At 43.3% G+C, this 20,860-nt stretch carries 26 protein-coding genes; 5 read left to right on the plus strand and 21 right to left on the minus strand.

The annotated features are described in order from the left end of the window. Positions 1-743: 743 nt before the first annotated feature. From rplQ to JJQ94_RS22980, 18 genes are all read right to left on the minus strand, one after another. Positions 744-1,142, minus strand: a complete 399-nt coding sequence (gene rplQ, locus JJQ94_RS22895) for a 50S ribosomal protein L17 (protein ID WP_010378290.1) — start codon at positions 1,140-1,142, stop codon at positions 744-746. A 39-nt stretch (positions 1,143-1,181) separates the two neighbouring features. Next, positions 1,182-2,168, minus strand: coding sequence for a DNA-directed RNA polymerase subunit alpha (locus JJQ94_RS22900; RefSeq protein WP_010378288.1), 987 nt, complete (start codon positions 2,166-2,168; stop codon positions 1,182-1,184). Positions 2,169-2,192: 24 nt separating this feature from the next. Then, the gene (rpsD, locus tag JJQ94_RS22905; protein WP_010378286.1) at positions 2,193-2,813 is read right to left on the minus strand and encodes a 30S ribosomal protein S4; all 621 of its coding nucleotides are present in this window, start codon (positions 2,811-2,813) and stop codon (positions 2,193-2,195) included. A gap of 21 nt (positions 2,814-2,834) precedes the next feature. Beyond that, positions 2,835-3,221: a 30S ribosomal protein S11 gene (rpsK, locus tag JJQ94_RS22910; RefSeq protein WP_010378285.1), complete on the minus strand. Its 387-nt coding sequence runs from the start codon at positions 3,219-3,221 to the stop codon at positions 2,835-2,837. A 13-nt stretch (positions 3,222-3,234) separates the two neighbouring features. Next, a complete protein-coding gene (gene rpsM / locus JJQ94_RS22915) occupies positions 3,235-3,591 on the minus strand; it encodes a 30S ribosomal protein S13 (protein ID WP_010378282.1) in 357 nt (118 codons plus the stop codon). 131 nt (positions 3,592-3,722) lie between these two features. Further along, positions 3,723-3,836, minus strand: a complete 114-nt coding sequence (rpmJ, locus tag JJQ94_RS22920; RefSeq protein WP_002959476.1) for a 50S ribosomal protein L36 — start codon at positions 3,834-3,836, stop codon at positions 3,723-3,725. A 22-nt stretch (positions 3,837-3,858) separates the two neighbouring features. Next, a complete protein-coding gene (gene secY / locus JJQ94_RS22925; protein ID WP_010606805.1) occupies positions 3,859-5,187 on the minus strand; it encodes a preprotein translocase subunit SecY in 1,329 nt (442 codons plus the stop codon). An 11-nt stretch (positions 5,188-5,198) separates the two neighbouring features. Next, complete coding sequence (gene rplO / locus JJQ94_RS22930; RefSeq protein WP_010378278.1) at positions 5,199-5,633, minus strand: 50S ribosomal protein L15; 435 nt, start codon at positions 5,631-5,633, stop codon at positions 5,199-5,201. A gap of 4 nt (positions 5,634-5,637) precedes the next feature. Then, positions 5,638-5,817 (minus strand): 50S ribosomal protein L30, encoded by a 180-nt coding sequence (gene rpmD, locus JJQ94_RS22935; protein WP_010378276.1) that lies wholly within the window; start codon positions 5,815-5,817, stop codon positions 5,638-5,640. A 6-nt stretch (positions 5,818-5,823) separates the two neighbouring features. Continuing rightward, positions 5,824-6,330: a 30S ribosomal protein S5 gene (gene rpsE, locus JJQ94_RS22940; RefSeq protein ID WP_010606806.1), complete on the minus strand. Its 507-nt coding sequence runs from the start codon at positions 6,328-6,330 to the stop codon at positions 5,824-5,826. Positions 6,331-6,339: 9 nt separating this feature from the next. Further along, positions 6,340-6,690: a 50S ribosomal protein L18 gene (gene rplR / locus JJQ94_RS22945; RefSeq protein ID WP_010378271.1), complete on the minus strand. Its 351-nt coding sequence runs from the start codon at positions 6,688-6,690 to the stop codon at positions 6,340-6,342. Between the two features lie 9 nt (positions 6,691-6,699). After that, on the minus strand, positions 6,700-7,230 hold the full coding sequence (rplF, locus tag JJQ94_RS22950; RefSeq protein WP_010378268.1) for a 50S ribosomal protein L6: 531 nt from the start codon (positions 7,228-7,230) through the stop codon (positions 6,700-6,702). A gap of 13 nt (positions 7,231-7,243) precedes the next feature. Further along, positions 7,244-7,636, minus strand: coding sequence for a 30S ribosomal protein S8 (rpsH, locus tag JJQ94_RS22955; RefSeq protein WP_010378266.1), 393 nt, complete (start codon positions 7,634-7,636; stop codon positions 7,244-7,246). A gap of 20 nt (positions 7,637-7,656) precedes the next feature. Further along, positions 7,657-7,962 carry a 30S ribosomal protein S14 gene (gene rpsN / locus JJQ94_RS22960; RefSeq protein WP_010378264.1) on the minus strand — a complete coding sequence of 102 codons (306 nt, stop codon included), beginning with the start codon at positions 7,960-7,962 and terminating at the stop codon, positions 7,657-7,659. A gap of 10 nt (positions 7,963-7,972) precedes the next feature. Continuing rightward, positions 7,973-8,512 (minus strand): 50S ribosomal protein L5, encoded by a 540-nt coding sequence (rplE, locus tag JJQ94_RS22965; RefSeq protein ID WP_010378262.1) that lies wholly within the window; start codon positions 8,510-8,512, stop codon positions 7,973-7,975. 15 nt (positions 8,513-8,527) lie between these two features. Then, a complete protein-coding gene (gene rplX, locus JJQ94_RS22970) occupies positions 8,528-8,842 on the minus strand; it encodes a 50S ribosomal protein L24 (RefSeq protein ID WP_010378260.1) in 315 nt (104 codons plus the stop codon). A 10-nt stretch (positions 8,843-8,852) separates the two neighbouring features. Beyond that, entirely contained in the window at positions 8,853-9,221 is a 369-nt protein-coding gene (gene rplN, locus JJQ94_RS22975; protein ID WP_010378257.1) for a 50S ribosomal protein L14, read from the minus strand. 515 nt (positions 9,222-9,736) lie between these two features. Then, complete coding sequence (locus JJQ94_RS22980; protein WP_099030967.1) at positions 9,737-10,576, minus strand: polysaccharide deacetylase family protein; 840 nt, start codon at positions 10,574-10,576, stop codon at positions 9,737-9,739. Positions 10,577-10,743: 167 nt separating this feature from the next. Between JJQ94_RS22980 and JJQ94_RS22985 the strand changes: the two genes are divergently transcribed. Further along, positions 10,744-13,287 (plus strand): serine/threonine-protein kinase, encoded by a 2,544-nt coding sequence (locus JJQ94_RS22985; RefSeq protein ID WP_099030966.1) that lies wholly within the window; start codon positions 10,744-10,746, stop codon positions 13,285-13,287. A 1-nt stretch (position 13,288) separates the two neighbouring features. Here the strand turns inward: JJQ94_RS22985 and JJQ94_RS22990 are convergent, their stop codons facing one another. Beyond that, positions 13,289-13,813: a hypothetical protein gene (locus JJQ94_RS22990; RefSeq protein WP_099030965.1), complete on the minus strand. Its 525-nt coding sequence runs from the start codon at positions 13,811-13,813 to the stop codon at positions 13,289-13,291. Positions 13,814-14,087: 274 nt separating this feature from the next. Here JJQ94_RS22990 and JJQ94_RS22995 point away from each other — a divergent pair, with 274 nt between their 5' ends. Next, positions 14,088-14,570, plus strand: a complete 483-nt coding sequence (locus tag JJQ94_RS22995) for a tetratricopeptide repeat protein (protein WP_236596535.1) — start codon at positions 14,088-14,090, stop codon at positions 14,568-14,570. Here JJQ94_RS22995 and JJQ94_RS23000 read toward each other — a convergent pair. Both JJQ94_RS23000 and JJQ94_RS23005 read right to left on the minus strand, forming a co-directional pair. Then, positions 14,567-15,028, minus strand: coding sequence for a hypothetical protein (locus JJQ94_RS23000; protein WP_099030964.1), 462 nt, complete (start codon positions 15,026-15,028; stop codon positions 14,567-14,569). The genes JJQ94_RS22995 and JJQ94_RS23000 overlap by 4 nt on opposite strands. Before the next feature lie 240 nt (positions 15,029-15,268). Then, positions 15,269-17,212, minus strand: a complete 1,944-nt coding sequence (locus JJQ94_RS23005) for an AsmA family protein (protein ID WP_099030963.1) — start codon at positions 17,210-17,212, stop codon at positions 15,269-15,271. A 199-nt stretch (positions 17,213-17,411) separates the two neighbouring features. On the opposite strand from JJQ94_RS23005, the gene JJQ94_RS23010 reads away from it, so the two are divergent. The 3 genes from JJQ94_RS23010 to JJQ94_RS23020 all read left to right on the plus strand — a co-directional run bounded on the left by JJQ94_RS23010 (position 17,412) and on the right by JJQ94_RS23020 (position 20,777). Then, a complete protein-coding gene (locus JJQ94_RS23010) occupies positions 17,412-18,578 on the plus strand; it encodes a hypothetical protein (RefSeq protein ID WP_172439957.1) in 1,167 nt (388 codons plus the stop codon). A 269-nt stretch (positions 18,579-18,847) separates the two neighbouring features. Beyond that, positions 18,848-19,519 carry a TorF family putative porin gene (locus tag JJQ94_RS23015; RefSeq protein ID WP_010378243.1) on the plus strand — a complete coding sequence of 224 codons (672 nt, stop codon included), beginning with the start codon at positions 18,848-18,850 and terminating at the stop codon, positions 19,517-19,519. Between the two features lie 568 nt (positions 19,520-20,087). After that, complete coding sequence (locus JJQ94_RS23020; protein WP_236596536.1) at positions 20,088-20,777, plus strand: hypothetical protein; 690 nt, start codon at positions 20,088-20,090, stop codon at positions 20,775-20,777. Positions 20,778-20,860: the final 83 nt, after the last annotated feature.

The raw sequence follows: 20,860 nt of genomic DNA on the forward strand, positions 1-20,860 counted from the left end.
CAGATGATTGCTTCATATTTTTAAAGAACGTTTCGAAACATTTCGCTGTTTCGAGGGATGTGCATTCTAAGCATTCCCGATTTTTTGTCAACACTTAATTTTGAATTTCTTTAGAAGAAGCTTCTAATTTAAGTTTTACTTGACGCCAACTCGTTGCTGCTTTGCTTTTCAGCGTAGCGCCCCGTGTCAGTGGGGTCGCATTATAGGGCGATCCGATTTTAGTGCAACCCCTTTTTTAAAGAAAATTGCGAAAAAACGTTTGTTCGGGCAAAAATGAAGCGAAACGTCCATAAACCGCACTAAATGATGATTAAATGGACCTTCATAATGTCATTTTATGGCAGCTTTATACAGTTAACGCATTATCTGACGCTAGCACCTCTATATAGTTACAGTATCGTAGTACTGGTTCTCCTTAGATGTTTACGTGATTGGCTCATCTACACTCACCATAATCGTTAACTAAGAGACCCTCGTAACCAGAGAAGTTTATTCACCAAGTTTTAGCTAATCTGCGCGCTTAAATATATCCAATCAAAAGCTTGAACTTAGATAATGCTTGATGAGAGGTTAATTTTGTAGAGTTTGAGTATTATGGTGTGGGTCTATTTGCTTATGTTCATCTGCATATTTACGAAAATAAGCTGTGGTTTAAATCTAAGACTAGAGGTTGTACTGTGCGGGTTATGAAAAAGAAAAAGCCGAGCTATGCTCGGCTTTTTTTGTGTCTTTAATAAGACTAATTACTCTGCAGACTGCGCGTCTTCTTGAACTTCTTCAGTCGCTGGGCGATCTAGTAGTTCAATGTAAGCCATTGGCGCGTTGTCACCTGCACGGAAGCCACACTTAAGAATACGAGTGTAACCACCTGGACGATCCGCGAAACGAGGACCGATCTCAGTGAACAATTTACCAACTACTTCTTTATCACGCGTGCGAGCAAACGCTAAACGACGGTTTGCTACGCTGTCAGTCTTAGCCAGTGTGATTAAAGGTTCAATTACACGGCGCAGCTCTTTTGCTTTAGGCAAAGTAGTTTTGATGATTTCGTGCTTCACCAAAGAACCAGCCATGTTGCTAAACATCGCTTTGCGATGGCTGCTGTTACGGTTTAATTGACGACCACTCTTACGATGGCGCATGACCCTATCCTTCTAACTAAACTAATATAGTAACTTAGATTACTCAGCTAGACTTGCAGGCGGCCAGTTTTCTAGGCGCATACCTAGAGATAGACCACGTGAAGCTAGCACGTCTTTAATTTCAGTTAGAGACTTCTTACCAAGGTTTGGTGTTTTCAGAAGCTCAACTTCAGTACGCTGTACTAAGTCACCGATATATTGAATTTGCTCGGCTTTCAGACAGTTTGCAGAACGTACAGTTAGTTCTAAGTCATCAACTGGACGAAGTAGAATCGGATCGAACTCCGGCTTCTCTTCTTTCTCTTCTGGCTCAGAAACATCACGTAGGTCTACGAATGCATCTAACTGCTCAGCAAGGATAGTTGACGCACGGCGGATCGCTTCTTCAGGATCTAAAGTGCCGTTCGTTTCCATATCGATGATTAGTTTATCTAAGTCTGTACGCTGCTCAACACGAGCTGACTCAACCGAGTACGCAATACGCTCAACCGGGCTGAATGATGCATCTAGCAACAAACGGCCGATTGGGCGCTCATCGTCATCAGAGGATAAACGACTAGACGCCGGTACATAACCGCGACCACGCTCAACACGAATGCGCATGCTGATTTCGCTATTGTCAGCAGTTAAGTGACAAATGACATGCTCAGGGTTGGCGATAGTCACATCTCCGTCGTGCTGGATATCAGCCGCAGTCACAGGGCCTACACCAGACTTAGTCAGGGTAAGGAAAACTTCATCTTTACCTTCTAGAGATACCGCTAGACCTTTAAGGTTTAACAGAATTTCAATGATGTCTTCTTGTACGCCTTCTTTCGCGCTGTACTCGTGCAATACGCCGTCAATTTCAACTTCTGTCACAGCACAACCAGGCATAGATGAAAGAAGTATACGACGTAGAGCATTACCTAGTGTGTGGCCAAAACCACGCTCTAGAGGCTCTAAAACTACTTTAGAACGCGTTGAGCTTACAGCGTCGATATCGACTAATCTTGGTTTTAGGAATTCGGTTACAGAACCCTGCATTTTATCCTCTCTTAACTCTTAACTTTACTTCGAGTAAAGTTCGACGATTAGTTGTTCGTTAATGTCCGCAGACAGATCAGAACGCTCTGGTAGACGCTTGAAAGTGCCTTCCATTTTCTTACCGTCAACTTCAATCCAAGTTGGCTTTTCACGTTGCTCAGCCAACTCTAGAGCAGCGATGATACGCGCTTGCTTTTTAGACTTCTCGCGAATTACTACTACATCTTCAGGAGTAACTACGAAAGAAGGGATATTAACAACACGACCATTAACCATAACCGCTTTGTGGCTTACTAGCTGACGTGCTTCAGCACGTGTGCTTGCAAAACCCATGCGATATACAACATTGTCTAGACGTTGCTCTAGAAGCTGTAACAAGTTTTCACCTGTGTTACCTTTAAGGCGAGCAGCTTCTTTGTAGTAGTTACGGAATTGCTTTTCTAGTACACCGTAGATACGACGAACTTTTTGCTTTTCACGTAGCTGTAAACCGTAATCAGATAGACGACCTTTACGTGCGCCGTGCTGACCAGGTGCTGTTTCTAGTTTACACTTAGAGTCAATTGCTCTTACGCCGCTTTTAAGGAACAGGTCAGTACCTTCACGACGACTCAGCTTGAGCTTAGGGCCCAAATATCTTGCCATGTTCTTTCTCCTAACCTATTGTTATACGCGACGTTTCTTCGGTGGACGACAACCATTGTGTGGAATTGGCGTCACGTCAGTGATGTTAGTGATACGGTAACCAGCAGCATTCAATGCACGAACAGCAGACTCACGGCCTGGACCTGGACCTTTGATGAATACTTCTAGGTTCTTAAGACCGTACTCTTGTGCAGCAACACCTGCACGCTCCGCAGCAACCTGTGCAGCGAATGGAGTAGACTTACGAGAACCACGGAAACCTGAACCACCTGCAGTCGCCCAAGAAAGAGCATTGCCTTGACGGTCAGTGATGGTCACAATCGTGTTGTTGAAAGATGCATGAACGTGAGCCATGCCGTCAACAACCTGCTTTTTGACCTTTTTACGACGAATTGGTGCTTTTGCCATAACTTACCCCACCTTATTTCTTGATAGGCTTGCGAGGACCCTTACGAGTACGCGCGTTAGTCTTAGTACGCTGACCACGTAGTGGTAGCGAACGACGGTGACGTAAGCCACGGAAACAACCAAGGTCCATAAGACGCTTGATGTTTAGTGTAACTTCACGACGAAGATCACCTTCAACAGTGTACTTGCCAACTTCTTCACGAAGGATGTCAAGTGTTTCGTCATTTAACTCGCCGATTTTAGTAGTTTCAGCGATACCTGTCGCAGCTAAGATCGCCTTAGCGCGAGTTTTACCTACACCATAGATGCTTGTTAAACCGATAACAGCATGCTTATGATCAGGAACGTTAATGCCTGCGATACGGGCCACTAACATATCTCCTATAAATAAACTTGATTATCATCTTGCTGGAAAGCCCGTATAGGATACCCAACCGACATTCAAGTTTTACCAAAGAAACAGGCTAAGTAAAGTTACTCAGCCTGCACGACTTAATTTGCTTAGCCTTGCCTTTGCTTGTGCTTTGGCTCACTGCAGATCACACGTACAACACCTGCACGCTTGATTACTTTGCAGTTACGGCAAATTTTCTTAACGGAAGCACGTACTTTCATTACTCAACTCCGTAAACTGACCTTAACGGCCGTAGCCTTTAAGGTTCGCTTTTTTCAGCACAGAATCATATTGATGTGACATCATATGAGTCTGTACTTGTGCCATAAAGTCCATGATGACAACAACGATAATCAGAATCGATGTACCGCCGAAGTAGAATGGCGTTTGCCATGCCATAGTCATAAACTCGGGCACCAGACAGATAAAGGTTATATACAAAGCACCTGCCAATGTCAGGCGTGTCATCACTTTATCAATGTATTTAGATGTCTGCTCACCTGGACGAATGCCTGGAATAAAAGCGCCAGATTTTTTCAGGTTATCTGCTGTCTCACGCGGGTTAAACACCAACGCAGTGTAGAAGAAGCAGAAGAAGATAATAGCCGCAGCTAATACCATCGCATACAGTGGTTGACCTGGAGTCAATACTGCTGAGATAGCTTGTAGCACATCAGCGACCGGACCTTCACCTTGGCCAAACCAGCTTGCTATTGTACCAGGGAACAAAATGATACTGCTAGCAAAGATTGGTGGAATAACACCCGCCATGTTAACTTTTAGTGGTAAGTGCGTGCTTTGAGCAGCAAATACCTGACGACCTTGTTGACGCTTCGCATAGTTTACAACGATACGACGTTGACCACGCTCGAAGAACACAACTAGGTAAGTTACGGCGAATACGATTACCGCAATCAATAACAATGCTAAAATATGCAGATCACCTTGGCGCGCCATTTCTGCTGTCGAACCAATTGCAGACGGCAGGTTAGCTACAATACCAACAAATATTAGAACTGAGATACCGTTACCGATACCACGCTCAGTGATTTGTTCGCCCAACCACATAAGGAACATAGTTCCTGTGACTAAGCTCACTACAGCTGTGAAATAAAAGCCGAAGCCTGGATTCACAACTAGGCCTTCCATCATGTTAGGTAGACCAGTAGCGATACCTATCGATTGGAATGTAGCAAGCACAAGCGTACCATAACGCGTATACTGGCTGATTTTCTTACGCCCTTGCTCACCTTCTTTCTTAAGCTCTATCATCGCAGGATGTATGTGCGTTAATAGCTGCATAATAATCGAAGCCGAGATGTACGGCATAATACCTAGCGCCAATACCGATGCACGCTCAAGCGCACCACCGCTGAACATGTTGAACATCTCAACAATGGTGCCCTTTTGTTGCTCGAAGAATTCGGCAAGTACAGCGGCGTCAATCCCAGGGATTGGCACAAAAGAGCCCAGACGGTAAATAATGATAGCACCCAATACGAATAGTAATCGGCGCTTCAGTTCCGCAAGCCCACTTTGTGCACTTTGCATATCTTGACCTGGTTTAGCCATAGCGTACTTCCTTAGTCTTCTACCTTGCCTCCGGCAGCTTCGATAGCTTCGCGTGCACCTTTAGACACTTTCATGCCTTTAACAGTAACAGCGCGTGAAACTTCGCCAGATTTTACAACTTTTACGAACTGGATGTTCTTTTTAACGATACCAGCTGCCTGTAACGCGTTTAGATCTACCACATCGCCTTCAACTTTAGCGATTTCGAATAGATTCACTTCTTTAGACACAAGAGACTTGCGTGAAGTGAAACCAAACTTAGGTAGACGACGTTGCATAGGCATTTGACCGCCTTCGAAACCAACGCGTACTTTACCGCCAGAGCGTGACTTTTGACCTTTGTGACCACGGCCACCAGTCTTACCAAGACCAGAACCGATACCACGGCCAAGACGCTTACCAGCTGTTTTTGAACCTGCAGCAGGTGAAAGTGTATTCAAGTTCATCGAATTACCCCTCAACCTTAACCATGTAAGAAACTTGGTTGATCATACCGCGAACTGCTGGCGTATCTTCTAGCTCAACAGTGTGGTTGATACGACGTAAACCAAGGCCACGTAATGTAGCTTTATGCTTCGGTAAACGACCGATTGAGCTACGTACTTGAGTTACTTTTACTGTGTTTGCCATGGTGTCTTACCCCAAGATTTCGTCAACGCTAAGACCACGCTTCGCAGCAATACCTTCTGGAGAATTCATATTCTCTAGTGCTGCGATAGTTGCGCGAACGATGTTGATCGGGTTAGTTGAACCGTATGCTTTAGATAGTACGTTCTGTACGCCAGTTACTTCTAGTACTGCACGCATCGCACCACCTGCAATGATACCTGTACCTTCAGATGCAGGCTGCATGTAAACTTTAGAACCCGCGTGGCGACCCTTGATTGGGTGCTGTAGCGTATTACCTTTAAGTTCAACAGTGATCATGTTACGACGTGCTTTTTCCATTGCTTTTTGAATAGCAGCAGGAACTTCACGTGCTTTACCATAACCAAAACCTACTTTACCAGCGCCATCACCAACTACTGTTAGTGCAGTGAAGCTAAAGATACGACCACCTTTAACCACTTTAGACACACGGTTTACCGCGATTAGCTTTTCAGCCAATTCAGGCTGTTGTGCTTTTGCTTCTACGTTAGCCATTGTCTACTCCTAGAATTGCAGACCGGCTTCGCGCGCAGCATCAGCTAGCGCCTTCACACGGCCGTGATATTTAAAGCCACTGCGATCAAAAGCGATTTTTTCAACGCCTTTGTCAGCTACGCGCTCAGCGATTGCTTTACCAACTGCTTGAGCCGCTTCGATGTTGCCTGTGCCTTTAACTGTTTCAACAATTGCTTTTTCAACAGTAGAAGCAGCAGCCAGTACATTACCCTCAGCATTAATTACTTGAGCGTAAATGTGACGTGGCGTGCGGTGGATAACAAGACGTGTTGTGCCTTGTTCGATAATATTTCTACGAGTGCGCTTAGCACGACGTAGACGAGCTGTTTTCTTATCCATCGTCTTACCTTACTTCTTCTTAGCCTCTTTACGACGCACGTGCTCATCAGCGTAACGTACACCTTTACCTTTATAAGGCTCTGGTTCACGGTATGAGCGGATGTTAGCAGCTGTTTGACCAACTAACTGCTTGTCTGCGCCTTTAACAACAATTTCAGTCTGGCTTGGAGCTTCGATAGTGATACCTGTTGGGATCTCGAAGTTCACTGGGTGAGAAAAGCCAAGGGTTAAATCTAATGAATTACCCTTAACTGCCGCACGGTAACCAACACCTACTAGCTGTAGTTTCTTCTCATAACCATCGTTAACACCAACAATCATGTTGTTGATTAGCGCACGTGCAGTACCAGCTTGAGCCCAAGCATTAGCAACTTCACGAGGAGCTGTAGTGATAACGTTGTCGTTTAGTGAAACTTCAACCGCATCGTTGATTGTGCGAGTTAATTCACCGTTCTTGCCTTTAACTTTGATGTCCTGGCCGTTAATTGTAACTTCAACACCGGCAGGAACATTGATTGGAGCCTTCGCTATACGAGACATAGTTCCCCTCCGATTAAGCTACAAAGCCAATGATTTCACCACCAACGCCAGCGGTACGCGCAGCGCGGTCTGTCATCAGGCCTTTAGAAGTTGATACGATAGCGATACCTAGACCACCCATTACCTTAGGTAATTCGTCACGTCTCTTATAGATACGTAGACCAGGGCGGCTAACACGCTGGATGTTTTCGATTACAGCTTTGCCTTCGAAGTACTTAAGTTCGATAGTCAATTCTGCTTTTACGTCACCAGATACTGCGAAGTCAGTGATATAACCTTCGTCTTTAAGTACCTTAGCTACAGCTACTTTCAGCTTTGAAGTTGGCATTGAAACAGATACCTTCTTCGCAGACTGACCGTTACGGATACGTGTGAACAAATCCGCAATTGGATCTTGCAAGCTCATGTCTTACTCCCGTGATTCTATTACCAGCTAGCCTTTTTAAGGCCAGGAATTTCACCGCGCATCGCTGCTTCGCGAACTTTAATACGGCTTAAGCCGAACTTGCGAAGGTAACCATGAGGGCGGCCCGTGATGTTACAACGATTACGTTGACGTGAAGGGCTAGAATCGCGTGGTAAAGACTGTAGCTTTAACACTGCATCCCAACGCTCATCATCAGATGCATTAACATCGCTGATGATAGCTTTTAACGCAGCACGCTTTTCAGCATACTGAGTAACTAATTTAGCACGTTTTACGTCACGTGCTTTCATTGAATTCTTTGCCATAACCCTACCCTTACTTTTTGAATGGGAAGTTGAACGCTTCTAACAACGCACGGCCTTCGTCATCTGTTTTCGCAGAAGTAGTGATTGTGATATCCATACCGCGAACGCGGTCTACTTTATCATAATCGATTTCTGGGAAGATGATTTGTTCACGTACGCCCATAGAGTAGTTACCGCGACCGTCAAAAGACTTTGCGCTAACACCGCGGAAGTCACGAATACGTGGCATCGCGATAGAGACTAAACGCTCTAGGAAATCCCACATACGCTCGCCGCGTAGGGTTACTTTACAGCCAATTGGGTAACCTTCACGGATCTTAAAGCCAGCAACTGATTTGCGTGCTTTAGTCACTAGAGGCTTCTGACCAGAGATTGATTCTAGGTCTGCTACTGCGTTTTCTAGAATTTTCTTGTCAGCTAGGGCTTCGCCCACACCCATGTTAAGTGTGATCTTTTCGATCTGAGGGACTTGCATGACAGAGCTGTAACCGAACTTCTCTTGAAGCTCTTTTACCACTTTGTCTTTGTACACTTCATGCAGTTTCGCCATCGTCTACTCCAACTATTAAATAGTTTTACCGGTAGACTTGAAGAAACGGACTTTTTTACCGTCTTCAAATCTAAAACCTACACGATCCGCTTTGCCAGTTTCGGCATTGAAAATCGCTACGTTTGATACGTCGACTGACGCTTCTTTCTCAACAACACCGCCAGCTTGCTGTAGTTGTGGTACAGGCTTCTGGTGTTTCTTGATGATGTTAACGCCTTCAACAAATACTCGGCCAGTTTCAGTAACAACTGAAAGCACTTTACCGCGCTTACCTTTGTCTTTACCGGCTAGTACGATTACTTCGTCATCACGACGGATTTTTGCTGCCATGATCGACTCCTTATAGTACTTCTGGTGCTAGTGAAACGATCTTCATGAACTTTTCAGTACGAAGTTCACGAGTCACAGGGCCGAAGATACGAGTACCAATAGGCTGTAAGTTATCATTTAAGATAACAGCCGCATTGCTATCGAAACGGATTAAAGAGCCGTCTGGACGACGTACGCCTTTTTTAGTACGCACTACTACTGCGTTTTTAACATCACCTTTCTTCACTTTGCCGCGAGGAATCGCTTCTTTAACAGAAACTTTAATGATGTCGCCAACCGCTGCGTAGCGACGGTGCGAACCACCAAGGACTTTTATACACTGCACTTTGCGAGCGCCGCTGTTATCAGCAACGTCCAGCTGAGTTTGCATTTGGATCATCTTAATGACCTCCGGTGTAGTTACAACTCGCCTAGATTTCGTTCAAAATCAAGGCATTTAGGTTAAATTCCACTCAAAAAACTGTGATTATGTCTTTCAAGGGCGGGCAATTGTATCAGCAATGTCGCATCAAAGATAGTTCAATTTTTAATTAATTTAACGCGTTAACATGACGTACCGATTACAGTTTGGGGATATGGCGGCAAGCAATCGAGAATTCAACCACTTGCGCAAATATTAAACAAAGTTTACAGCGGAAATTTTATTTCGATTATTGTTTAGGCATATCGCTTAGTAGGCTGTGAACAAGTATTTTTCATCCTTTTCTCACAAACAAGCTCAAGCTTTGAGCAAGCAACCATATAGAGCGACGAGAGAATTTTAGAAACCGTGAAGTCGAGATAAATCTCGACCTACGGCTCTCTTTTACTTTTGATGTAATCACCCACACAGCTTACGGTGTCTAACCAATAGCCATTTTTAGGGTCCTGTGAGAAGTCGAGATAAATCTCGACCTACGGCTCTCTTTTACTTTTGATGTAATCACCCACATTGCTTACGGTGTCTAACCAATAACCATTTTTGGGGTCCTGTAAGTAAGGTATAAGCTCGTCTAACATTTTGGTATCAACGGTGTACATGCCTTTTTCGCCCACCTCATGTCCAGCAAGAATTATCCAACTGTTATTTGCCCTAAGGTGCTCCAGTAGCCCTTTTAGTTCTTCAAAGCTAACACCGTCCATTCTCACTCCTGTGAGCTGCGCAAAGTCAGTATAAGTTGGGTGGTTAGCGGTTTCATCTAACCACGTGCGGCCACTGTCAAAATGCTTCGCAATCACCGGCACATAACTTTTTACTTCAGCGCCGCGACCAACAAAGGTATTACCGCAAGGATATGCGAAGCTTCTGGGTGTTACGCCTAAATGCTTTTCAATATATTTTGTGGTGCTTACTACATCGCGTTCTATGTAAGCCAAATCAACCTGTTCGAGTCCTTTATCCTTTTCCCTTAGCCAAGCAAAGTTACCCGTACATAAGTGTTCACTGGTGTGATTGCCTATTTCGTGCCCCTGCTTCACCGCGGCTTGCCACAATGCGAGCTTTTCCTTCACCTGTGGTGGCATAACATAAAATGTGCCTTTCACCTTGTGGCGATTGAGTAGCGGCACTCCCACCTCAACTTGGCTTGGCCTTGCATCATCAAACGTAAGGCTTATTGCGTTACGAGCGTTATTGGGGTAACTAAAGGCTTGGTTGCTATCAGCCGCTATACTAGACGTATTCACGAGCAGAGCGCTTACCATCATGGCAGCCAAACTGAAGTGAGAAACTAAATTAGAAGATAACTTTGCCATTTGCTTTTCCTTATTGTTATTTATCCTTATAACCTATATGAGGCCTTGAGTATGACAAAGTGTTAAATTTTCAACTTGTTATTTGCGACTAAGTCCAACGCAAATGGTACTAATTTAATATTTTTAGCGATACACTAACCCCAATAATTAAAGAGAAAGACAGCGCTGTGTTGAAGTTAGAAGAATACTATCAGGACGTGATCTTGCTCGCCGAAGGCGGAATGAGCAAAGTGTACCTTGCGACCGACAAAAAACTAGGCCGCCGAGTTGCGGTAAAGGTGATATCACTAACTCAGCACACGCAATCAGATGCACTCAACGAAGCCCGCCTGTTAGCGCGTTTTAACCATCCAAACATAGTACAAATTTATGATGTCTTTGAAAGCGATGGCCAAATGGCTTTGGAAATGGAATATGTACAAGGTGCGACTCTACAGCACTACACTAAAACACACGTATTAAATACCGAGCAAAAAGTCGAGCTACTGAGCCATATTGCCGATGGCCTAGCCTCAGCCCATGGCCAGAACATTCTTCACTTAGACTTAAAACCTGGCAATATACTGGTTAATGAACAGAGCATAGCCAAGATAGCCGATTTTGGCATTTCACAATTAGAAGACAACCAAGCCTCTCGCCCACATACCAGTTACGGTAGCCTCACAGCAATGTCACCAGAGCAACTTCGTGATGAGACGCTAGACAGTCGCAGTGACTTATTCTCATTTGGAATAATTGCTTATCAACTGTTAGCAGGACATCATCCTTATTTCGAACAAGCTGACGATGGCAGTGACAAGTCTATTGCTGAACAGATCAAGTTTCAGCCGTTAAAAGCCAGTGCTAAACGTATTTTAGATATTCCCCCTGCACTTGCACAGCTCATTGACCGTTTACTGCAATACGACAAAAACGCTCGCCCAAGTAGCGCTAATGAAGTCAGTCAGCAGCTAAAGCAAATTTTACACGCCTTTAGCTACGATAATAGCGAAGCGACACTGTCACTTGAACAAATAGAGCTACGAGATAGAGCCAGAGAGAAAGCCAAAGCACGTAAAAAGCAATTAGGTATTGCAGCACTTTTCACCTTTTTAGTGTGCTTAGCCGTTGGTGGGTACTGGTATTGGCAGGAAACCAAACCCAAGATCTATATTGCAGCGCTACCAGTAGAATTCAGTGAAAGCACGCAAATATTGAATGCTCACAAACAAATTATTGAATTGGCTATCCAAGATGCAATAAAGCAGTACTTTCTCGACGATTCTAGTCACGTATTGATTGCTAATAGCGAAATAAGCCAAACACAAAAGCTACTCGGTGATACCGCGCCTTTAAAAGAAATCGGCGCAGCTTTGAATGCTGATATTCTAATATCATCCCAGTTAGTCTGTGATGTGAACAGCTGTGACATTGAGTTAAGCACCATCAATGGAGCCAATGCTACGTTAACCAATAGTGTTCGAAATGTCACTTCTAGTGAAAGTTACGGCGATGTTTTTAATGTCACATTATCCTCCTTATACTCATTATCAAAAGAAGAATCTGCACCTGAATTGACTGACAGAAACTTTTTGAACCAATACGCAGAGCTCTATCGTGAAGCACAGTCTGTTAATATTGAAAATCGTACAACGATTAAAAAAATAGAGTCATTAATCCGAATCTCTCCCGACTTTCTTCCGCTTTATTCGATATATACAAAGACTGCCATCAACGCGTTCAAAAATAGCTCAGACAATTTAATCTTACATTCGCTGAGTGAAGTGCTTGAATCTGCTCCCGAAAAGCTTAGAAATACGCCACTTTACCAAACGCATCTTTTGCAACTTTATCAATACTCTCAAAATAATCGAGAAGCCAAAAAAGTATTAGAAACTATCCACAGTTCTTCATTAGATGAGTTCGAAAAACAAGGGCTTCTCAGCTTTTATTTGGATTTACAAGGCGACTACGAAGCGGCATTAATACATACCACTAATGCATTCAAGCTAAGACCAACTTTAAGTATCACAAGAAATGCCGCTTTTCTAAACATACGCTTGGGTCGCTACGAACAAGCACTCAGCTACCTCGAAAAAGCACAACAATATGCACCCAATGATTTTAAAACACTCAAAACAATTGCGGATATTTATTCATTTTTGGGCAAACTCGACGAAGCCAGTACAGCGTATAAAAAGCTAATAGAAAACGAAAAAATCAATACGGCTACCCTGAACAATTACTCCGTTGTTTTAATGCTAAAAGGAGAGCTTATCTCCGCATTAGAATATACATCACAAGCCGTTGAACATGCGCCTAGCAAAGCTGAGTTTTTGATAAATCATGCTGATTTACTAACTTTAACTAACCAACAGCAAAAAGCGGAAGAGGTTTATTTACGGGTGCTTACTCTAGACAACTCAAAAGTCACAAAATTGGTAAAAGCACAAGCACTGGCACATTTGGGGAATTTTCAAGAAGCATTATTACTGGTAGAACAGCAAATTGCGTTAGAGCCAAATTCAGCGGAAGCCTACTATGTTAAGGCGTTGATACAAACTTTATTGCACGAAACCTATTCTGCTATTTCTTCATTACAACGTAGTTTAAATTTAGGCTGGAGTGCCGTATTTTATAGACTAGCGTGGTTCAAACCACTTTGTAACCAACCAGATTTAGCAGCACAGATAGGTCAGCTAAACTATTCCTATCTATGCCAAAAAACTTAAATCAAGAAGGTGGATCAACGTCTTCGATTACAATAACTGGATCTTGAGAAAAATAACGCATTTGTGAATCATTCTTATGTTTTGCTATGAGTCGATAAGCAACCTTAAAGTTATTGTTAGACTGCAAAGGGATTGCAAACCCAGAGTCTAAGTGACCCGCCATTTCCTGAGCAGCGCCTTCTAGAATCGTTTTAGACGATTCAATGCTACTGATACTTACAATCATACTACGACCATCGTTGGCAACAATGCTGCTCACTTGATAGTTAAAGTTGTCTTGTGCATTAACAAATAGCGTACCGTTATCACCGAATTGCCAACCGCTATCAAAGCTTCCAGAGTCAAGTTCATAATATAAGTTAACCGACTTTCCTGATAACTCAGAAACGTCTATAACAACTTCTTCTACATCCTCGTGTTGAAGGTTAGTGATTTTCCAAGGGGCAGTTTTCGCCGCCTCTTCAGAGTGTTCTACAGGTGGTAAAAAACCAGGAGTAACTATATAACTGAGCGACTGTTGCGTCATCTTTAATATCCTTCGTTTGTTTGCAGAGCTATTCGCACTTAATATAAGCACATCAGCTGCACCAATGCCATTACAATAGGTTACAGCAAGCAAAGCGACTACAGTGATTCACCAAAGCCGAAACCATAATCAGCAGGCTCAACTCGATGAGAAGTACTATAAAAGTCATCCGCAATACAGCCTTGCCCAATATGAAGCAAACAAACTCTACTAAGCTCTAGTTAATCGCTCATATACAAGTACGGCTACCTTTAATAATTATGCCATTGTATTGATGCTCTTAGGTGATTTAGAACGGGCACTCGCATTTGCTGAAAGAGCCACTCAGTTGGCGCCCAGCAATGTAGAAATCTTACTTAACTATGCAGACATTTACTCCCTAATGGGTGAGAAGGCGAAAGCCAGTGAAGTGTATCTGCAAATTTTAGCCAGTGCTCCAGCAAGCCAAGTTGAAGTCGTGCGCATTCAAGCTTTGGCACACCTAGGTCGGAACCAAGAGGCATTAATAGCAATTGATGAATATTTGGCAGAGTATCCCGATTCAGCTGAGGCTTTTTACGTAAAATCGTTAATTCAAACGCTGATAGAAGAAAAGTATTCTGCGATGGCTTCACTGAAAAAAAGCATTGATTTAGGCTGGAGCCCGTCTTTTTATCGCCTGTCATGGTTCAAGACACTATGTCACTCACCATCACTTGAATTAAGAATTGGCACAGAACACTTTACCTATCTGTGCCAAGTGCAAATTACGAATTAACCTGGACCATCTGGGTTGTCAATAATCACCCTTGGATCTTGAGAAAAATAGCGCACGGCACCATTTGCAGAATCATTTTGAGCAACAAGTCTGAACTCAATATTTGAGCTGTTATTCCTCACTAGTGTAACAACCCTCGCACCGGGGTTAGCTGAAAGCCCTTTGATATCATTTTCACTTAGCGTATTCGCAACATTCAATGCCTCAATCTTAACCTCAACCGTTAACTCATCTTTTAATGTGCTTGTAAGGTTATAATTGAAGTTATCTTGCGCCTCGATAAAGTAAGTACCGTTTTCAGCAAAGCTCCAGCCAGCTTCATCGGTAACGAGCTTATAGGTTAGAACAGCGCTTTCACCCTGAGCTAATTTAAGTTTAACTGGCTTATCGTCATATATCCAGTTTCCCTCAGCTTTTGGGGTCACCATGTATTCGAGTAAATAAGTAGGTGTACTCATTATTTTATCCTTCCTTTGTTTGTAGAGCTATCCGCATCCATTTAAGCACATGAATAGCAGTAATACTATTGCTGTAGATTACAACTTATAGGCATAAGCCAGTCATAAGCTCACTATAACCGCATATAGATAATTAACTCGCGATGAATATAGAACAAGGGCTACCATCGGCAAGCCCTTGTTAAGCTGAAATGGATTTAAAACAAACAGATGAGCTGATTATTGAAGCGTCATAGAGATCTATCCACCAAACAAACCTTTAAGTTTGTCTTTTACCTTATCCTTAACCTTGTCTTTGGCTTTGTCTTTTGCCGCTTCTTTTAGGTCTAGGTTAGTTTCAACTTTGTGGAATGGACCTTTGATCCGCACTGGAATTTTAAAACCGGTACTGTCATCGCTGCTGGCTTGCCCTTCAATGGTATCAACAATTCCAGTCACCACACGGTAATCAACTAAAGTTTGTGGTAAATCAACGGTGCCCTTACCTGTCACTCGTAGTAACGGGCTTGCCAACGAGAAGTCATCATTTTGACCTACGCCTTTGGTAAAGACAAAGGTGCCAGTCATGGCTGAGAAGTCGGTTTTTTGATCTGGGTCGAAATTGGCATTGAGTCCTTGCGATACCGAAGAGAAATCGCCTTTGAGCATCTCTTTGCCTTTACGGATCATCTCAGCAAGGTTTGCGCCTTTTACGCCACCATCTTTGAACTCAAAACCTAATTTACCACCAAGGGCATTCACAAATTGCTTTTGACTGACACCTTGTGTGTTTAACGCCCAATTAAGACTACCTTTACCCAATACTTTGTCAAAGCCAATGGCATCGGTCAGTAGAGGCTCAGCATTAATTGCCGTTAACGCAAAGTCAGTACTGATGGCATAAGGTTTTGCTGCTGTATTTACAACAACCTTACCTTTACCCTGACCTTCATAGGCTTGGAATTTATCTAGGCTCAGTGTCGCCTTACCTGAGTTAAGTACTAAGCTGATTTGGTTTTCGCCAAGCTTAATTTCTCTCGCACGTAGCCCTGTAGAGGTGATCTTCACATTCGCATTGAGGCTATTAAGTGCTGACAAATCAATTGCAGTGTCATCCCACACGATAGGCTGTGCTGGTGCGCCTTCTGACTCAGGTTGCGTTTGTGGTTTTTCCACAGGTTCTGGCAAATAAGGGTTAAGATCTAACATGCCAAGGTCAACGCTCGCGGTAATATCAGGCTTACCTGAGAGGGTGACTTTGCTTTGACCTTTTATTACCAATTCGTCCAAGGTCGCTTCTAAGGCATTGAGATTAAAGACTTGCCCTTGCATCGTCATTTTAGCGTTTAGGCCAAAGTCGTTGAACGCATTTTCTTTGGCTTTTAGGTCAACCCCCTGCCACTTAGCTAGCGCTTTTACCGAGTCGCCAGTCAAGGCTAATTGACCGCGAATGGTTTTACCTTGCTCTGCAATTTCACCTTTATAGTCAAGGTTGAACAGCACTGATTTTACTTGTTGTTCAACATTAAAGGTTTCACCTTCTACCGCCTTTGCTGGATTATCGAGTGTAGTAACTAGGTTAAAAGTTTGACCTTGAAAAGTCAGCTTACCGTCGACTTCTAGTGGTTGGTACAGTGACGATAGCATCACGCTAATGTCTAAATCAGTTACCTGATATTCAGCGCCTGTCACACCATCAAGGTAAGTCACCGAGCCACCATAAATCGCCACTTCGCCAAGGCTAACATCTAAGCCTTGTGGTAACTGCATATTACCTTGTGAACTGGTTTGCGCCGTTGGCGCGCTTTCTGCACTGGTGGGTAGCAACTGCCAGTTAGCATTACCTTGTTTGTCGGTTTCTAGAATAATTTTAGGATTATTGATCACAAAGCGCTCAAGCTTAGCTTCACCAGACAGCGCACTTAACCACGGAATATGCACGGCAAGTTGCTCCATGGCAAACATATCTGGGCGACTGCCCGTTGCCATGTTGGCAAATCGCACTTGGTTTAGCTCAATGTGCAGCGTTGGGAAAATACCGATGTCAGAGTCGCCATCGATCGACAGTTTTCTACCTGTCACTGACTCAACCTGTGACGTGACTTGGTCAATAATTGCCTGTTTGGGGATTAAAAACGGGGCTGCGATAACAAGAATAATAATAAGCGCGACAATGGCGCCTACGATTTTAACTAGCCGGTTCATTGCTTTTCCTTCGTAAGGCTTGGTTCTCTTTATGATAACGGCTGTAGTCGAATATACCATGAATAAAGGCAAATAATTTGTACTGAGCGATTGCAACCTTTTGACTAATCGGTATGATCCTCGCCCTTGCCAGTTTTTAGCGTCATTAGCTATATTTTACTGGTTGGTTTATTAATCAAACTTGGAGTATCTAACCCGCATGAAGAAACTGCTCATATCACCGTCAAACATGGCCTTGGGCGAACAAGAAAGTCAGATTTATCAAAATATCCTCAAACAGGCCACGGAGATCAGCCTTAATCTGATGGCGGTTAAAGTGGAAAATCACCCTGAAGATTTTCTTGGTTGGTGTTATGAACTGCTTGATGTGGCGAAAAATCGTATCAATTTTGATTTACTGGATGACCATCAATTACCCACAGTGAAAAAGCTACAAGATCTGCTCATCGCAGCGATTAGCTTTTTACAACTCAAAACGTTACGCATTGCGCCTTGGCCTATGGTGGCCGCATTTATTGCCAGTCACAAAGAAGTGATTGCACTAGATGAGCAATTAAAACTGATTGAATACCTTAAACCAATGCGCAGCACTCCACTTAAAGACATGATCAAAGAGGACCGCCTTGCCTTTAGCGGTAAGCATGCTGCAAATTTAGATACCAGCGTGTATCAGTTTGACGTAGAGTGGTTTGCCTCCACCAAAAGTGCAAAAGGCTTTCACCAGTTATTAGACGACCTTCCGGGTGCTTTTGATGAAGCGTTAGCCGCAATCCCGGCAGAAGGTGACGTGACGCTCGAGCATTACCAATCATTTATGGTCGGGTATTTAAGTGCCTTTGCTGGCAGCGAGGAGAAGCCAACGCTTGCACCAGCTACTCGCCTATTAGCAATGCGTCGCCCTGATGTGTTCACGCCAATAACCTCGAGCAAACTTGACGCTTTGTGCCAAGCGCTTGGTGTTGCTAAACTTAACAATCGCGATTTTGAGCGTTACTGGACCGATGTCGTCAGCACCATTAAAGCAATGCCATGGTATACGATGGCTGCTCCTGTGGATGAGTTTGAAACGCAACTTGCTGAAATTAAAGCGCTGCTACCATGCCTGTTTTATTACGCGGATAAAGACACCGCCACTAACTCCAATTACTTTAAGCTACTGCATAAACCTCAGCGCAGCGGCACCAGTGGTGGCAAAAAAGCAGTACGCCGCGGTAAAGAGTCAGCAGAAGTGTTAGTCGACCGCGCACTCGCGGATGAGTCTATTCCAGAGCATATTCGCGCCAAACGTGACTCGATAGTCGCTGAAGTGGAAAAAGGCCGCAGTGTTGATGAAACCATCAGCCTAATGCGCACCATCTTTGGATAACTAACCTAAACTTCAATAACGGCTAGCGCAATCCATAGCTTGCATTAATACTGTGCAAGCTATGGTTCTTTGCACCAGCCATGTGCAACATTTATGCAAATCACTCTGTCCTACTTTCGAAACTCAGAAATTAAATTCCAATATTTTTAATAACATAGAATAAATTCTCCGCCATTTCCTGACATTGGCCTCCCCCTTGCACTTACTCTTTGCAGAAAATGCAATGACAACAACCGAATAATAACTCTGCGTTCAATGGGGAAAACAGAATGAAAAACAAACCTTTGCTTATGCTACTCGGCGGCCTGACTGCGTGCTTTTGTGTCTCTGCTCAGGCGGAAGTGACAGCGAATATTGCGGCAAGCTCAAATTATTACTGGCGTGGTATCACCCAAACTGATGACGGCGCAGCGGTGTCTGGCGGCTTGGATTATAGCAATGAGTCAGGGTTTTATGCAGGCACTTGGGTCTCTAACATCGACTTTGGCGACTCCGCCAGTTACGAAATGGATCTGTACGCAGGTTACGCTGGCGAAATCAAGGGCATGAGTTTTGATTTCGGTTATATTCACTACGCCTATCCCGATGCCAGTGGAGATATTGATTTTGGCGAGATTTACGCCGCGCTTGGCTGGCAATACTTTACGTTTAAACTCAGCCACCTAGCTACAGCGCAAAGCGACTCAACCACAGAAGAAGACATGCTATATGCCGAAGTGTCGGCCAGCTTCCCCATTTTTAAAGATAGTGAATTAACTCTACACATTGGTCGCTCCAGCGGAGACACAGTGCTTGAGTGGACAGGAGAAGACGACGCTTATATGGATTACGGAGTGAGTTTATCTACGCAAGGTTTTACCTTCGGATTAGTAAAAACCGACCTAGACAGTAGCGACGATATTAAAGCATATGTAAGTTATGGATTAGATTTTAATCTGTGATGACCAAAGGTGAGCGGTCCTGTGACAGCCGCATCACCTTATTTTTTACTTGCTGCAACACGTAGGGCCGAAAGGCCCTTTTTTATACTTTATATTATTAGTAATTCAAAAGTTTCCAAGCAAGGCTTTCACCGTCTCCCTCAGTAGTCAGCAGCTTGTTTTATAAATCAAAACAGGATCTTAATCCTTTTGCTCGATTGAACTAAATTCTAACCACACCTAATAAAGACTTAAGATAAGTGAAGCGCGAATAAGCTGTTCAGCAGTGAAGCAAACAAAAAGTTTACACTTAAAAAAACAAGCGATAACATTCAGACCCCGTTTTAGGAAAAAGGATATTAATTAAATGAAATCATTAATAGCTACCGCTTTTGTGACTCTCGCATTAACGTTTGCCCATAGTGCACTTGCAATGTCGTGTCATTGCAAGTCAGGGTCATGACAGTTGATCATGGCTCTATCAGCTTCTCGTGTTCAGGTGGTGGCCAAATTCAGTGTGTTTTAAATCCTCCAATGAATATAGACTAAAACTATCCCATATAGCGCTGCTATATGGCATATAAGGATTATGATGAAAGTAAAATTAACCTTAGTATTGTCTCTTGCTATTGCTATCAGTGCAGGTGTTTATGTCTTGAGCTCTGAGACAAACTCCCCCATGACGTCAATTAGCCAAAATACTGAAATAGCACCCAGCCTAAACTATTCACCAAGTGAATCCAGCACAAAAATAGCAGTCTCTAGTACTCAAGAAAATAAGATTAAAAATGATCCCCTTGATTCAGCTACACAAACAGAAGCAGTAGTTCAAGAAAATATCACGGAACGCGCTGCCCAACCACTAAGTCTCGTCAGTTTCAATGGGCAATTTATCAATAATAACACACAGCAAGAAAGTCTTTATCGGTCTCGCTTAGAATCTTTCTTTAGGGCTGATACCAATGAAATACTCAAACAGATGAGCCTTGTCGAGTACTCAGATTTAGCAAATAACCGTGAAGCGAAACTTCAAACTTTTATACAAACACGGTTAGAAGCAGTTCATATACTAGATGAAACATTCAAATGTGCAGCAAGAGTTTGTATGTTAGAACTTGTGGTCGGTTCTGATAGCAATACTGATGTGCTCAGCAATATGTCTGAGTTCGATAAAAACTATTCATTTCAGAGCAAACAAACAAACGAGTATGGAGAAACGACTTTTAAAGGGCTATACATTGCAACCGATGATCCCAGCAAATTGACATTAACAGACTAACCTGGGATTCGGGTTACTACTGTTTTTAATAAAAAGTTTTAGTCCTAACAGCAGTGAATTCACTTTCAAAAAGTTTTAAGCAT

This window comes from Pseudoalteromonas sp. GCY, assembly GCF_016695175.1.
Lineage (GTDB): Bacteria > Pseudomonadota > Gammaproteobacteria > Enterobacterales > Alteromonadaceae > Pseudoalteromonas.